The organism is Gilliamella sp. X-60 (assembly GCF_057063585.1).
Genome location: NZ_JBXSQJ010000002.1, coordinates 75,729 through 90,846 on the forward strand (window position 1 = coordinate 75,729; position 15,118 = coordinate 90,846).

General features: G+C 36.9%; 15 protein-coding genes. 2 read left to right on the top strand and 13 right to left on the bottom strand.

Annotation, left to right across the window (positions count from 1 at the left end):
• Nucleotides 1-145: 145 nt before the first annotated feature.
• From adk to putP, 11 genes are all read right to left on the bottom strand, one after another.
• Entirely contained in the window at nt 146-790 is a 645-nt protein-coding gene (gene adk, locus ACYIAM_RS01450) for an adenylate kinase (protein WP_483746997.1), read from the bottom strand.
• 38 nt (nt 791-828) lie between these two features.
• Nucleotides 829-1,080 (bottom strand): YfgJ family double zinc ribbon protein, encoded by a 252-nt coding sequence (locus ACYIAM_RS01455; protein WP_174797686.1) that lies wholly within the window; start codon nt 1,078-1,080, stop codon nt 829-831.
• 3 nt (nt 1,081-1,083) lie between these two features.
• Entirely contained in the window at nt 1,084-2,550 is a 1,467-nt protein-coding gene (der, locus tag ACYIAM_RS01460; RefSeq protein WP_483746998.1) for a ribosome biogenesis GTPase Der, read from the bottom strand.
• Between the two features lie 19 nt (nt 2,551-2,569).
• The gene (bamB, locus tag ACYIAM_RS01465) at nt 2,570-3,742 is read right to left on the bottom strand and encodes an outer membrane protein assembly factor BamB (protein ID WP_483746999.1); all 1,173 of its coding nucleotides are present in this window, start codon (nt 3,740-3,742) and stop codon (nt 2,570-2,572) included.
• Between the two features lie 26 nt (nt 3,743-3,768).
• Complete coding sequence (locus ACYIAM_RS01470; protein ID WP_483747000.1) at nt 3,769-4,461, bottom strand: YfgM family protein; 693 nt, start codon at nt 4,459-4,461, stop codon at nt 3,769-3,771.
• Between the two features lie 17 nt (nt 4,462-4,478).
• Nucleotides 4,479-5,756, bottom strand: coding sequence for a histidine--tRNA ligase (gene hisS, locus ACYIAM_RS01475; protein ID WP_483747001.1), 1,278 nt, complete (start codon nt 5,754-5,756; stop codon nt 4,479-4,481).
• Nucleotides 5,757-5,780: 24 nt separating this feature from the next.
• Entirely contained in the window at nt 5,781-6,890 is a 1,110-nt protein-coding gene (gene ispG / locus ACYIAM_RS01480; protein WP_483747002.1) for a flavodoxin-dependent (E)-4-hydroxy-3-methylbut-2-enyl-diphosphate synthase, read from the bottom strand.
• Between the two features lie 85 nt (nt 6,891-6,975).
• Nucleotides 6,976-7,416 carry a helix-turn-helix domain-containing protein gene (locus tag ACYIAM_RS01485; RefSeq protein WP_483747003.1) on the bottom strand — a complete coding sequence of 147 codons (441 nt, stop codon included), beginning with the start codon at nt 7,414-7,416 and terminating at the stop codon, nt 6,976-6,978.
• Nucleotides 7,417-7,470: 54 nt separating this feature from the next.
• Nucleotides 7,471-8,343 carry a pyridoxal kinase PdxY gene (gene pdxY, locus ACYIAM_RS01490; RefSeq protein ID WP_174797693.1) on the bottom strand — a complete coding sequence of 291 codons (873 nt, stop codon included), beginning with the start codon at nt 8,341-8,343 and terminating at the stop codon, nt 7,471-7,473.
• 4 nt (nt 8,344-8,347) lie between these two features.
• Entirely contained in the window at nt 8,348-9,619 is a 1,272-nt protein-coding gene (gene tyrS, locus ACYIAM_RS01495) for a tyrosine--tRNA ligase (protein WP_483747004.1), read from the bottom strand.
• Between the two features lie 50 nt (nt 9,620-9,669).
• On the bottom strand, nt 9,670-11,163 hold the full coding sequence (putP, locus tag ACYIAM_RS01500) for a sodium/proline symporter PutP (RefSeq protein WP_483747080.1): 1,494 nt from the start codon (nt 11,161-11,163) through the stop codon (nt 9,670-9,672).
• 250 nt (nt 11,164-11,413) lie between these two features.
• Between putP and nth the strand changes: the two genes are divergently transcribed.
• Both nth and smrB read left to right on the top strand, forming a co-directional pair.
• The gene (gene nth, locus ACYIAM_RS01505) at nt 11,414-12,052 is read left to right on the top strand and encodes an endonuclease III (protein ID WP_483747005.1); all 639 of its coding nucleotides are present in this window, start codon (nt 11,414-11,416) and stop codon (nt 12,050-12,052) included.
• Between the two features lie 6 nt (nt 12,053-12,058).
• On the top strand, nt 12,059-12,601 hold the full coding sequence (gene smrB / locus ACYIAM_RS01510) for an endonuclease SmrB (protein ID WP_483747006.1): 543 nt from the start codon (nt 12,059-12,061) through the stop codon (nt 12,599-12,601).
• Between the two features lie 349 nt (nt 12,602-12,950).
• On the opposite strand, the gene cgtA is transcribed toward smrB, so the two are convergent.
• Together cgtA and ACYIAM_RS01520 are read right to left on the bottom strand one after the other, a co-directional pair.
• Nucleotides 12,951-14,117, bottom strand: coding sequence for an Obg family GTPase CgtA (cgtA, locus tag ACYIAM_RS01515; protein WP_483747007.1), 1,167 nt, complete (start codon nt 14,115-14,117; stop codon nt 12,951-12,953).
• Nucleotides 14,117-15,082: a DMT family transporter gene (locus ACYIAM_RS01520; RefSeq protein ID WP_483747008.1), complete on the bottom strand. Its 966-nt coding sequence runs from the start codon at nt 15,080-15,082 to the stop codon at nt 14,117-14,119. The genes cgtA and ACYIAM_RS01520 overlap by 1 nt, the downstream gene beginning before the upstream one ends.
• Between the last annotated feature and the right edge of the window lie 36 nt (nt 15,083-15,118).

Below are 15,118 nucleotides of genomic sequence, written 5' to 3' on the forward strand. Positions count from 1 at the left end.
ATTAGTGCGTTTTCTGAAGGTGTTTAGGCGATGTTTATCGTGGCTCAGCTTTTAGTTGATCGCTATATAAGCAGCAATATTAATCTATTTGAAATAAAAAGCGCAAGATAGTTAACACTACCTTGCGCTTTGTATAGATAACCAATTATCCTAAAATTTTAGCTAATTCTTTTGTTACTTCGGCAACAGGCTGCGTCCCATCTACACGGAAATAGTGTGTACGCCCTTCTTTTGCTTCATGCTGATAATAATTGATCAGTGGTTTAGTTAAATCGTGATATTCGACAAGGCGTTTACGCACAATATCTTCACTATCATCTTTACGAGTGGTTAATGGTTCACCTGTCACATCATCCACATTTTCAACTTTCGGTGGATTATGACGAATATGATAAACACGACCTGAAGCAGCATGAATACGGCGCCCACTCATACGATCAATAATGACAGCGTCTGGTACATCGAATTCAAGCACATAATCAACATTAATACCAGCTGCTTTCATAGCATCAGCCTGAGGAACAGTACGAGGAAAGCCATCTAATAAAAAGCCATTAGCACAATCGCTTTGCGCAATACGCTCTTTCACTAATGCAATAACAAGTTCATCAGTAACCAATTTACCTGCATCCATTAATTCTTTTGCTTGCAAACCAAGCGCTGTACCCGCTTTTACTGCTGCACGCAACATATCACCAGTTGAAATTTGGGGAATTCCATATTTTTGCATAATAAATTGTGCTTGGGTTCCCTTTCCTGCTCCTGGTGCGCCTAATAAAATAATTCGCATAAAATAACCTCTTATGGCTTTAATATAGATAATATCTTCTATTCTGGTAAATAATGAAATATCACCTTACTGCTGGAGATTAAACCATCAGTTGGGCAAATATAGTTCACCGACCCGCAGCCCTTAATCATCTGCACTTTTTGCAGACAAGTCGGGCAAATATATTGTTCAAAATAATGTTGCTTGCAATGAAGACAATTAAAATATTGAGGCGAAACAATACTCATTTTATGATGACACTTTGGGCAAAGACCTTCTTGTCCACCATCAACCACCTTCTTTTGAGACATAAATTATTTTCGACCTCTAACATGTTTCATCAATCGACGACGTTTGCGTTGCTGTGATGCGGTTAAACTATTTTTTCTCCCTTCAAATGGGTTTGTTCCTTCTTTAAACTGAATTCGAATTGGTGAACCCATAATTTTTAGCGAGCGTCTAAAATAGTTCATCAAGTAACGCTTATAGGAATCTGGTAAATCTTCAACTTGATTACCATGAATAACGACAATGGGTGGATTATAACCACCTGCGTGCGCATATTTTAATTTAACGCGGCGTCCTCGCACCAAAGGTGGTTGATGATCGTCTTGTGCCATTTGCATAATCTTAGTCAATAAGGCAGTGTTGACACGGCGCGTTGCACAATCATACGCTTCTTGAATGGAGTCAAATAAGTTACCGACACCACTACCATGCAAGGCAGAAATAAAATGTACACGAGCAAAATCAATAAAGTCTAACCTATCATCTAGTGTTGTTTTCACTTGCTCTTTGATATCTTGTGATAAACCATCCCATTTATTAACTGCTATAACAAGTGAGCGCCCACTATTAATAATAAAACCTAGTAATGATAAGTCTTGATCGGATATACCTTCACGGGCATCTATAACTAAAATGACAACATTAGCATCTTCAATGGCTTGTAAGGTTTTAATGACAGAAAATTTTTCAACGGTTTCGGTGACTTTTCCTCGCTTACGAACACCAGCGGTATCAATCAAGATATACTCACGTTCATCACGTGTCATTGGTATATAGATGCTATCACGCGTGGTGCCTGGCATATCATATACAACGACTCGTTCTTCACCTAAAATTCGATTAGTTAGTGTTGACTTACCTACATTTGGACGACCAACAATAGCAACTTTGATGGGTTGATTAATAAGGGATTGTGTTTCATCGACAAAATCATCGCAAGATTCAGTTAAGTCCTCAAATTGTTCTTTATTCTCAAAATAACTTTCTTCGTTATTATCAAACTGAAAAATAGGATCTAATACCGTTTCAATTAACGAGCTTACGCCTCGACCATGGCTAGCTGCAATGGGATGAATTTCGCCCAATCCTAATCCGTAAAAATCAGAAATTGCAGTATCCGCATCAATACCATCAATTTTATTAGCCACTAAAAAAGTGGCTTTTTGACGAGAGCGTAAATGCTTAGCAATAGCATGATCGGCAGGCATGGTACCAGCTCTGGCATCAACCAAGAAAAGAACAATATCAGCTTCTTCTATTGCTTGCAGGGATTGCTCAGCCATAAAACTTTCAACCCCATCTTCAGATCCATCAATACCGCCAGTATCAATCAATATATATTCATGGCCCTTGATTTCTGCTCGTCCATATTTGCGATCACGAGTTAATCCAGGAAAGTCAGCCACTAAGGCATCTCGGGTTCGCGTTAACCGATTAAATAAAGTCGACTTTCCAACATTTGGACGACCAACAAGTGCTACTACAGGTACCATGTTTCTTCTCTAAATTACTTTAATTTTTTGTAAAAGCGTAAATATCACCATTTTTGGCTTGAACAATTAATTTATTGTCCACAACAATTGGTTTCGATATTAATCCACTACTGCTCACTTGAGTCTTAGCTGCAAGCTCTCCATTGTCAGCATTTAACCAATATAGGTAACCTTCAAAATCACCAAATACCACATAATTTTGGTAGATAACAGGATCGGTTAACTGACGATGTGTAAGATTTGATTGCGTCCAAAGCTCACCGCCACCATTCTTGGCAATAGCTTGAACATTGTCATTTTGGTCAACAACAAATAATCGATTAGTATCAACCGCAAAGCTATGAGTAGAACCAAGTCCTTTACGCCAAACAGTTTGACCATTACTCAAATCAAGCGCAACTAAACTGCCATTATAACCAACGGAATAAACTAAATTACCTTCAACTATAGGGGTTGAATCAACATCGTTTAATTTTGCAATTTCAGTAGAGCCTGATGGCTGTGAAATACGTTGCTGCCAAATTAATTGGCCATCATTAATAAAGTAAGCATTTACTCGACCATTATCATCGCCAACAATAGCTGCACCATGAGCGATAGTCGGTGTAGAGTTGCCTCTTAGCGACAGTGCGGGAACGTCGAAAGAAACATCCCACAAATAATCACCTGTATCACGATTAAGACCTTGAAGAATGCCATTTGCAGTGTGAATTATCAATTTGTCTTCAGAAGGTACTGGGCGAGCAAGCACTTCACCTTTTACGGTTTTTTCCCACACCACTTTACCATTGTTACGATCTAACGCATACACAACAGCGCGTTCACTACCTACGTAAACATATTTATCATCAGCACTTACACCACCTGAAAATAGTGCCGTTTTACTGCTAAAAAGCGTACTTTGCGATAAATTTACATCCCATAAAGTATGACCACTTACTAAATCAATTGCTTTAACTTGTCCACTACGACTTGCAACATAAATAGCATTATCATAATTGATCGGACCTAATAATGAATAAATATGAGTATTACCAGCAGTGCTATTTCGCCATACTTGTTGAATAGGAAATTGATTATTCACTGCTGGTGAAGGTGAAATTTGAACAATCTCTTCTTCCCCACCGAATAAAGAGCACCCAGCAAGTGAAAACATAAAAACACCAGTAAAAAGATATTTTGATAACTTCATTGTATAGCTCCTTATAGCAGGATAAATTAATTTTTACTTTCTTCCGTTGCAGTTTTTTTTGCCTGAGCTTCTTGTTCTGCTTGTTGCTTTGCTTTTAAATATTCAGCTTGATTCAACTTCATTTTAATGTTTTCTTCTAAATCTTTGGTTGGATTAGCAGTTAAAGCAACGTTATAAGCGCTCACTGCATCAGCATAAAGAGTCATTTTAACTAACACATCACCACGAAGATCATTAATTACAGGTCCCCAGCTTTCGCTAGTCACATGGCTTAGCGATGTTAAACTATCTTGATATTGACCTTGTTGGTACTGTAAACGCGCTATACGAATATTGGTAATTGCTTTGACTGGCTCTGAATCGGTTTTCTTTAATGCATCGACTAATAATGTTTGCGCACCAGAATAATCTTTTAATACTTCAACATAAAATTTTGCAGCACGTAAATTAGCAAACACACTATAAATAGTATCGTTGTCTTTAGCAAAAGCGATTAATTCATTGACAGAATCTGGTTTATTATCATCTAATTGAGCTATTAACTGTTCATACTTATCTGACGATTCAATCGCCTTTTCAGCTTTATATGATTGCCAATAGCGCCAGCCGTAAAAGGCCAATAGCCCGATTACAAGAATCGCAACCATAATTTTCCACGTTTTAGCAAAAAAGCCTTTTATATCTTCAAGTTGTTCTTCACTTGATAACTGATGACTCACGTTTTTCTCCTATTACTTTACTTAATCGACAAGCAAGTTTGAACAACTTCTTTTTGTGCAACTTCAACTTGTTCGCCTGTTTGTAAATTTTTAATCATTACTGACTGATTAGCTAATTCATTTTCACCAATAATGACTGCTATTTTAGCACCTAACTTATCGGCTTTGGCAAATTGTTTCTTAAAATTACTACTACCGTAATTTGTCATGATTCGCCAATCCGGTAAGCCATCGCGCAACTGCTCTGCAATACGTTGTGCTGCTGAAATTGTTCTTTCATCACCAGAAGATATCATATACACATCAATCAAATTATCGCGATTAAACGATGGATTAACGGCTTGAACTAATAACACTAAACGCTCAACGCCCATTGCAAAACCCACTGCTGGTGTTGGTTGTCCACCTAGTTGGCTTACAAGCCCATCATAACGACCACCACCACACACGGTACCCTGCGCACCTAAACTACTGGTTACCCATTCAAAAACCGTACGATTATAGTAATCTAAACCACGGACTAATCTTTGATTAATATTGTATTTTACTCCAGCGTTATCCAATAAGCGACATAACCCCTCAAAGTGCTGTTTAGATTCTTCATCTAAATAATCGAACAATTTTGGTGCTTGATTGAGTAGCTCTTGCACAAGTGGATTTTTTGAGTCAAGTACTCTTAATGGGTTAGTATACATTCTACGTAAGCAGTCTTCATCCAATTTATCTTTATGTTGTTCAAGAAAAGCAACTAATGCATTTCGATAATTGGCTCTAGCTTCAATCGAACCTATTGAATTTAGCTCAAGAGAGGTATGCTGTTCGATACCCAAAGCTTTCCAGAAACGTGCAGTTAAAAGGATAAGTTCAGCATCAATATTTGGTCCTTCAAGCCCAAAGACTTCAACACCAAATTGATGAAATTGGCGATAGCGCCCTTTTTGCGGTTTTTCATAACGGAAAGCAGGCCCTAGATACCAAAGGCGTTGTTCTTGATTGTAAAAAAGACCATGTTCAATGCCAGCACGGACACAACCTGCGGTAATTTCTGGACGTAAAGTAATACTTTCATCATTACGGTCATTGAATGTGTACATCTCTTTTTCAACAATATCGGTCACTTCACCGACTGCTCGCTTAAATAGTGCAGTGTCTTCAACAATGGGCGTTCTAATTTCGTTATAGCCATAACTGTTTAATACACCTTTAACAATGTTTTCAATCTGTTGCCAACTTGCACTATCTGTTGGGAGTAAATCATTCATTCCTCGTATAGATTGGATCTTTCTCTCTGTCATTTATTTATTCGCTATCTAATAAAATTATAATTCAGTTGCTGTAATTCTGTTTTTCAATATTAATGCTTTAGCCCGAATTTTAGCTTCTAATTCATCAATCATTTTTTCATTATCAATACGGCCAATACGCACACCATCTTCATAAAAACCACTTTTGTTATGACCGCCAGCAACTCCCATGGTTGAAGCTAACGCTTCGCCCGGACCGTTAACCACACAACCAATAATTGACACATCCATTGGTGTAATAATATCTTCTAATCGCTGCTCTAATGCATTGACGGTATTAATCACATCAAACTCTTGACGGGAGCAAGTTGGACAAGCAATAAAATTAATACCACGAGACCGTATACGCAGTGATTTTAAGATATCAAATCCAACTTTAACTTCTTCAGTAGGATCGGCAGCTAGGGATACGCGGAGTGTATCGCCAATCCCTTCCGATAGCAATAATCCTAATCCAATGGCCGATTTAATTGCACCACTGCGCACTCCACCCGCCTCAGTTATGCCCAAATGCAATGGCTGCTTAATTTGTTTAGCTAATAAACGATAAGCATCAACCGCAGTAAACACATCAGATGCTTTTACACTAACTTTAAACTGATCAAAATTAAGCCTGTCAAGTATATCAACATGACGCATCGCTGATTCAACAATCGCTTTTGGAGTAGGTTCACCATATTTTTCTTGAATATCTTTCTCAAGCGATCCCGAATTCACCCCAATACGTATTGGGATGTTTTTATCTTTCGCACAATCGACAACGGCACGAATTCTTGACTCATTGCCTATATTGCCGGGGTTAATTCTTAAACAATCAACGCCATATTCAGCAACTTTTAAAGCAATACGATAATCAAAATGAATATCAGCAATCAGTGGAACTTTAGCTTGTTGTTTAATCAATTTAAACGCTTCGGCCGCATCCATTGTTGGAATAGAAACACGCACAATATCCACTCCAACACGTTCAAGTGCTTGAATTTGAGCTACCGTTTTTTCGACATCAGTAGTACGAGTATTTGTCATCGATTGAACAGTTATTGGGGCTCCGCCACCAATAGGAACATTGCCGACATAAATTCGGGTAGATTCTCGTCTAACGATGGGCGACTCCTGATGACTCATACACACTTAACCATATTACAAAATAACTAGCCCGCAATCTTAACAAGATTTAAGGCAAATGTCTGTATGAGAATAAGAAAATTTGCTAACTATTAACACGGGTAATAGGGGATGGAGAAATATAATGACTTACTTCAATAAGATTATTTTTATCGTCCTTATTAACATAGTATAAAGTTATACCAAGCGCACAAAGAAGAATAAATATACCGATTAAGATAAATGGTGCCTTTCCTTGTTTTTTTGTTATAAACGTGTGCGGTTGAATTTTTTTTTGTTGTGACTTAGATTGTTTGGTTAATTCATCGATATGAGGTTGATACTGATCAGCTGATAAGCCGACAATTTCTGCATAAGAACGAATATAACCTTTTACAAAAACAAGAGGGGCATGAGGCAACTGATTTTTTTCGATATCGTCAATCACAGTTTTACGAACATGAATTTTATTGGCAACATCATCCTGAGTTAATCCCATTTCTTCTCGTAAATCAGCAAGCATCACTCCTAATGAAATATTGTCCATTATCCCCTCATAAATTTAATACTAAACGCTAGTTAATTTCATTCTCACACAATTTTACAATGAATCAATTTTTTTTGCATTAAACCATTGTGTTGGTTTTTCAATTTCATGTTGAGCTGCAACTAATTGTAATTCATATTCATCTTGTTTTAAGGTTTCAAGCATAACCGCATACACCGCCGAAGTAGTATGTTCTAGGGCTTCAACCAATGATTTTCCAAGTAAAATATTAGCTAAAAATAATCCACTTGTCATATCACCAACACCAACAGGTTGTCTTACGCCAAAATCAACTAATGGGCGATCAATATGCCATGCATCATCTTTAGTCACAAGTAACATTTCAAAGCGATCAATTTTATATCCAGCTCGGCTTAAATGTTTAACTAAAATCGCTTTAGGTCCTTTTTTACATAATTCTCGACAAGCTAGAATAGCTTCTTCAACATTATTGACACGTTGTTTACCATTTAGCTCTTCAAGCTCCAAAATATTTGGTGCCATCATATCTGCCATAGGCAGCGCAGTATTGCATAAAAACTCTGATACACCTGGGGCAACAAAGCAACCTTTTTCAGGATGCCCCATTACAGGATCGCAAAAATAAATAGCATTAGGATTAACCGATTTTACTTTTTTAACAATCTCAATAATAGCATTGCCTTGCTCAGGAGATCCCATATAGCCACTTAATACCGCATCACAACGTTTTAGTTCATCAATTTCATGAATTCCATCAGCAATCTCAGTTAAATGAGATGCTGACATTACCGTTCCAGTCCATTGGCGATATTGAGTATGATTAGAAAATTGCACAGTATTTAAAGGCCAAACATTTACCCCTAATCGACGCATAGGAAATTCAGCAGCACTATTTCCTGCATGACCAAATACAACATGAGACTGAATCGATAAAATATTTTTCATGAAATTAGCTCCAAATTAATAAGCAATAATATTTTTTACCACGACGAAGCAAAGTATAACGATTAAAAAGCTTATCACTATCCGAAAAACGGTAATCTGTTGTTGTATTGCGTTCACCATTAATTGAAATGGCATTAGATTCAATCATCGTTCTTGCTTGACCTCTTGACGGTGCAAACTGCGCATTAACGATTACTTGCTGTAAATCAACTTCACTTTCAACAACTAACGTTGGCATACCATCTTGGGCTAGCTGCTCAAAATCAGCTTCAGACAAATCCGTCAACTTACCAGAAAATAAGCTTTCTGTAATACGTTTTGCAGCAATGAGTCCATCCTCACCATGAACTAGACGAGTAACTTGTTCCGCAAGTACATATTGAGCTCTTGGTGCAACACCACTATTTTTATCTTCTTCTTCCAATGCGTCAATTTCATTTAACGGCATAAATGTAAAGAATTTTAAGAATCGATAAACATCCGCATCTGCAGTATTAATCCAGAATTGATAAAACTTATACGGACTTGTCTTTTTAGGATCCAGCCATACTGCACCACTTTCAGTTTTACCAAATTTAGTCCCATCTGATTTAGTAATTAATGGCACGGTCAGACCATAAACCTGTTTTTGATGTAAGCGGCGAGTCAAATCTATACCAGCGGTAATATTTCCCCACTGATCAGATCCACCTATTTGTAAAACAACGTCATGCGATTTATTCAAACAAGCAAAATCATACGACTGTAATAAACTATAAGAAAACTCAGTAAATGAGATCCCTACCTCGTCACGATCAATACGTTGCTTAACTGATTCTTTATTAATCATCGCATTAACCGAGAAATACTTACCAACATCACGTAAAAATGTCAGCACATTCATACCACTAAACCAATCGTAGTTATTGGCAACAATTGCCGCATTTTCACCACAATTAAAATCTAAAAATGGTGAAACTTGTTGTTTAATTTTTTCACTCCACTCAACAACTGTCTCTTCAGTATTGAGTTTTCGCTCAACGGCTTTAAAACTTGGATCACCAATTAATCCTGTTGCTCCACCGACTAAAGCTACAGGTTTATGTCCAGCTAATTGAAAGCGCTTTAAACAAAGCAACGGTACCAAATGTCCAAGATGCAAGCTATCGGCTGTTGGATCAAAACCACAATAAAGCGCAATAGGATTTTGTTCAATTTGTTCTATTAGTGCTTTTTCATCAGTAAGCTGCGCAATCAGTCCACGCTCTTGCAGTTGTTTGATCACATTTTTCGTCATATATTTTACCTATTAAATTTTATTACGTTTATATTCTACTTTAATGAAATTTATACTGTTTTATTATGATAACGTTTATACGCTTGTTTAAAATGATCTTCCACTATTTCATTAGGTTTTTTATCACATAAGCTAAACACGACAATCGCAATTGAAGCAAATAAAAACCCAGGAATGAGAGAGTATAGATTAAACCAATTAAAATTAATCCAAAGCAATACGGTTACAGCACCAATTATCATACCTGCTAATGCGCCATTACGTGTCATACGTGACCAAAATACCGAAAAAACAATAATTGGACCAAACGCTGCACCAAATCCAGCCCAAGCATGGCTAACTAAATCAAGTACGCTATTATTTGGATTAATGGCTAATAAAATCGCAATAACTGAAACTAATAACACCATTATACGCCCAACCCAAACAAGTTCTTTTTGTTTTGCTTTTGGTCTAAAAAAGGCGCGGTAGAAATCTTCCGTTATAGCGCTTGAACAGACTAATAGTTGGCAACTTAATGTGCTCATTACTGCCGCTAATATAGCTGCAAGCAATACACCAGCAATCCAAGGATTAAATAATAACTTTGAAAGCTCAATAAAAATGCGTTCATGTTTGCCGTTATTAACCAAATAGACAAATTCTGGATGATTAGAGAAAAAAGCAATACCAAAAAAGCCAACCGTAATGGCTCCAGCTAAACATAAAATCATCCAAGTCATACTAATTCGACGTGCATTTTTCATCACTTCATGGGAATCAGCTGCCATAAATCTGGCTAAAATATGTGGTTGACCAAAATAACCAAGTCCCCAACCTAACAATGAAATAATGGCGATCAAATCCATGTGAGCAAATAAATTGGTGTAATTAGGATTAAGCGATTGAATATATGCCATTGCATCAGAAAAGCCCCCAGCATTCACCATAACCATAATAGGGGTTAAAATAAGTGCAAACATCATTAAACTTGCTTGAATAGTATCAGTCCAGCTTACAGCTAAAAAACCACCAATAAAAGTATAAGCAATTGTTGCACCAGCACCTGCAAGCATTGCCCAACCATAACTCATACCAAATGTACTTTCGAATAATTTTGCGCCAGCAACCACACCGGATGCACAATAAATAGTAAAAAAGATAAGAATAATCACCGCAGAAATAATGCGAAGTAAAGAACTTTTATCATCAAATCGACGAGCAAAATAATCGGGTAATGTTAAAGAATTATGGTTGATTTCGGTAAAAACACGCAACCTTCCAGCAATCAGTAACCAATTGAGATACGCGCCAATTATCAAACCAATGGCAATCCAACTTTGTGATATACCAAACAAGAAAACCGCGCCAGGTAGTCCCATTAATAACCAACCACTCATGTCTGAAGCACCCGCTGAAAGTGCTGTGACAACACTACCAATACGGCGTCCACCTAGAATATAATCACCAAAGTTTTGCGTTGCACGAAACGCAAAAAAACCAATCGCAATCATCCCTAAAATGTACACAGCAAAGGTGACAATCATTGGTAACGACATTTTTATAACAAACCTTGTATTATGAAATTAAAAATAGTGGGCTAGCTTATCACAAAAAGCCCATGCTAAAAAGCAGACGATTTATGTATTTGAGTGAATACAAATTAGATAAGATTGTTATTTGGTAAAATTACAATCTACATATATCATTGATAGCCAAAACTAAAACGTCTATAAAAACTAAATTTAACTTACAGATAAACTGCAAATACAGTATATAATATCAAACAAACTATTTGGGGATATTAATTATTTTGTGAAACAATCAACTCGAATTCAAATTTTAGACAGGCTAAAAGATCATATTAAAGATCCAACCACCGAGCTTATATACCAAACGCCATTTGAATTACTTATTGCTGTTGTTCTATCGGCTCAAGCAACCGATGTAAGTGTCAACAAAGCAACAAAACCGCTTTTTGCTGTAGCCAATACAGCACAACAAATTTTAGCACTTGGCGTTGATCAATTAAAAATTTATATTCGTACCATTGGGCTTTACAATAGTAAAGCTGAAAACATTATAAAAACATGTCAAATTTTAGTTGATAAATATCAAGGCGAAGTACCAGAAAATTTTGATTCACTTATTGAGTTACCGGGAGTGGGTCGTAAAACAGCCAATGTTGTGTTAAATACGGCGTTCGGGTGGCCGACCATTGCTGTTGATACGCATATATTTAGAGTAAGTAACCGTACAGGTTTTGCACCAGGTAAAACTGTCGAAGCAGTTGAAGAAAAATTGCTGGAGGTCGTACCGAAAGAATATAAAATAAATTGCCACCATTGGCTAATATTACACGGTCGTTATACCTGCATTGCCAGAAAGCCTAGATGCGGTTCTTGTGTTATAGAAGATTTGTGTGAATTTAAAGAAAAAGTTTACCCAGAGTGAAAATTAATGCCAAATAAATTTAATTTAGACCAAGATGACATAAACTTGTTTCAAAATAGTATTGGTAACACCAAAAAGCTAAAACAAGATACGGTTATTCATAAACCGGTGAAACGCTCCAAAAAAATAATGGAAAAACAAAAACTACAGCATGAAAAAACGCATGCTGAGTTTTATTTTTCCGATAATTATCAACCTCTATTGCAACAAGATCCTATCAGCTATAGTCGAGAAAATGCCGATCCCTATGAAGTAAAAAAATTACGACGAGGATTTTATGAGCCAGAGTTTTTTTTAGATTTACATGGACTCACTCAGCAAGAAGCTAAAAAAGAGATTGCAGCGCTTATCGCCGCATGTTTACGTGAAAGAGCTCATTGCGCATGTATCATGTATGGACATGGAAAGAATATCTTAAAAAAACAAACGCCAATGTGGCTTGCACAACACCCTCGCATTATGTGTTTTCACCAAGCACCCAAAGAGTTTGGCGGCAGCGCAGCATTACTCATTTTATTTGACATCAACAATGAATTAGCAAATAACTAGTACTTGAAAATAAAATAGTTATGAATCACCCAAAAATAAAAAAGCCAGCTTAGCGATGCTAGTCTGGCAAACATTGGAAGCAATGTGAGCAATGTCATACTTTTTCAGAAGCAGTTTAGTGCTCTAACAAAGTACATTATAATGATAATGATTCTCATTACTAAAAGCAAGTATTTTTTGGCCTTTCCTAAATTAGACGAAAATAAATACCTGACTCACTTATTTCATAAAACTGTTTTTATATTCAACTTGTTAAAAAATAAAAAAAATAAGCAGAAGATTGTCTTTCTACTTTTATAAAACGTTTTTATACAATAGCTAAATTCAGATAAAAAGACCGTAATAATGACTATTTTTGATAAATAAACTCTACGCCCTCTTCATCACTTTCATCCCAATCATCAAAATCATCGTCATCATCAAAAGCTTCATCCATTGCTTGTTGATGATAATCATCCCACATAAATTCAACTCGTTCGGGTAATGATTCTTCTTGTTCGGCTTCGCGTGGATGGGCATTGATATATTCCATTAATTCCCAGCATAACGCTTTTACGCCTTCTTGATTAATGGCAGAAATAACATAATATTTATCCTGCCAGTCAAGCGCCTTAGCAATTTCAGCCGCACGTTTAGCACTCTCCTCAGGCCCTAATACATCCATTTTATTAAATACTAACCAGCGCGGTTTATTCGCTAATTTTTCGCTGTATTGCTGAACTTCTTGAATAATTACTTTAGCATTTTCTATCGGATCTGATTCATCTACTGGTGCCATATCAATTAAATGAACTAAAACACGACAACGCTCAAGGTGTTTTAAAAAACGAATGCCCAATCCTGCACCATCTGATGCACCCTCTATCAAACCAGGGATATCAGCAACAACAAAACTTTGCTCATTATCCATTCGAACAACACCCAAACTAGGTACTAAGGTCGTAAATGGATAATCGGCAACTTTCGGTTTAGCGGCCGAAACTGCACGAATAAATGTTGACTTACCAGCATTAGGTAAACCTAACATGCCAACATCAGCAAGCAATAATAGTTCTAATAATACATCGCGTTTTTCACCTGGAGTACCATCGGTTTTTTGTCTTGGGGCACGATTCACCGAAGATTTAAAACGCGCATTACCCAAACCGTGAAAGCCACCTTTGGCAACTAACACTTTTTGTAGATGATGCGTTAAATCACCAATAACTTCACCTGTATATTTATCCGTGATACGTGTTCCCACAGGCACTTTAACAGTAATATCTCGACCGCGTTTTCCCGTACAATCAGAACCTTGTCCATTTTGACCTCTTTCTGCGCGATAATTTTTTTCAAACTGGAAATCAACAAGTGTATTTAAATTCTCATCGGCAATAAAAAAGACATCACCACCATCACCACCGTCGCCACCATCAGGACCACCTTTGGGTATATACTTTTCTCTGCGAAAACCGACACAACCGTTTCCACCATCTCCTGCTTCAACTCGAATTGATGCTTCATCAACAAATTTCATTATTCTTCCCCTTTATTGCGGTTAATTAGCCAGCCTTTTCTTGGATGCCAAAGATAATGCCCAATGGTCGCAAACATTGCGCCCGCAACAACAGACACGGCGCCAATATAACCTAAAATATTTAAATACTGCATAGCAAACTTTTCAGGCCAAATTAATGCAAACAAATCTGAAAAGATCAGTGCAAATAATGGTGTTAAGGTTGTTATTGCACTCACTTGTGCGCCTTGCCACCGTTCCATTGCCATCACTAACGCACCGTAAGCAATAATGGTATTCAAACCACAAAATATGATAGCGAACAGTTGCGTTACATCAGCATTGGCTATTTTACTTGGTGAAGTAAAAGGCAACAAAAATACAGTGCAAATAAGATAGATTAACCAAAGTAATTGTTCTGCACGCAATTTTCGTAATAGCACTTTTTGAGCAAGTGCATAACAAGCCCACGATACAGAAGCCAATAAGCCAAGCCAAACACCAATACCATACGCAGACATATTAGAAAAAAGGTCAACAATATTTTTATTAAAAAATAGTGCAAGCCCTGTGAGTAATACTAAGATACCAATAATCTGAGTCGGTCTTAGTCGCTCTTTAAAAATAAAAGCACTTGAAATCATAAATATCACAATGCCAGTTTGCCCAACCACCTGCGCTGTTGTGGCAGAAAGATACTGAACAGCACTTGCAAATAATGCAAAATTACCCAGCAATCCAAATCCAGCAATCATCAATAAAATAAAACGACGACGTTTTTTAAACATCATTAAATTAGGGAATTGCTTTTTGTAAGCCAGCCAGATAGTAATACCAAGCGCTGAAATAGCCAATCGCGACCAAGCTAATGTTAATGGATCAACAACGACTAGTGCATATTTCATTGCAATTGGCACAATGCCCCACATCACTGCAGTTAACATGGCAAGTGCAAAACCTAATTTAACATTTTGCTGTTTTATCATATCGCCATCAATTTTATATGAATTTCAAGAAATGAA

Bases quoted from the DNA above. Each gene is read 5' to 3' on its own strand.
- adk (WP_483746997.1), bottom strand. From the start codon at position 790: ATGCGAATTATTTTATTAGGCGCACCAGGAGCAGGAAAGGGAACCCAA.
- ACYIAM_RS01455 (WP_174797686.1), bottom strand. From the start codon at position 1,080: ATGTCTCAAAAGAAGGTGGTTGATGGTGGACAAGAAGGTCTTTGCCCA.
- der (WP_483746998.1), bottom strand. From the start codon at position 2,550: ATGGTACCTGTAGTAGCACTTGTTGGTCGTCCAAATGTTGGAAAGTCG.
- bamB (WP_483746999.1), bottom strand. From the start codon at position 3,742: ATGAAGTTATCAAAATATCTTTTTACTGGTGTTTTTATGTTTTCACTT.
- hisS (WP_483747001.1), bottom strand. From the start codon at position 5,756: ATGACAGAGAGAAAGATCCAATCTATACGAGGAATGAATGATTTACTC.
- ispG (WP_483747002.1), bottom strand. From the start codon at position 6,890: ATGAGTCATCAGGAGTCGCCCATCGTTAGACGAGAATCTACCCGAATT.
- ACYIAM_RS01485 (WP_483747003.1), bottom strand. From the start codon at position 7,416: ATGGACAATATTTCATTAGGAGTGATGCTTGCTGATTTACGAGAAGAA.
- pdxY (WP_174797693.1), bottom strand. From the start codon at position 8,343: ATGAAAAATATTTTATCGATTCAGTCTCATGTTGTATTTGGTCATGCA.
- tyrS (WP_483747004.1), bottom strand. From the start codon at position 9,619: ATGACGAAAAATGTGATCAAACAACTGCAAGAGCGTGGACTGATTGCG.
- smrB (WP_483747006.1), top strand. From the start codon at position 12,059: ATGCCAAATAAATTTAATTTAGACCAAGATGACATAAACTTGTTTCAA.
- cgtA (WP_483747007.1), bottom strand. From the start codon at position 14,117: ATGAAATTTGTTGATGAAGCATCAATTCGAGTTGAAGCAGGAGATGGT.
- ACYIAM_RS01520 (WP_483747008.1), bottom strand. From the start codon at position 15,082: ATGATAAAACAGCAAAATGTTAAATTAGGTTTTGCACTTGCCATGTTA.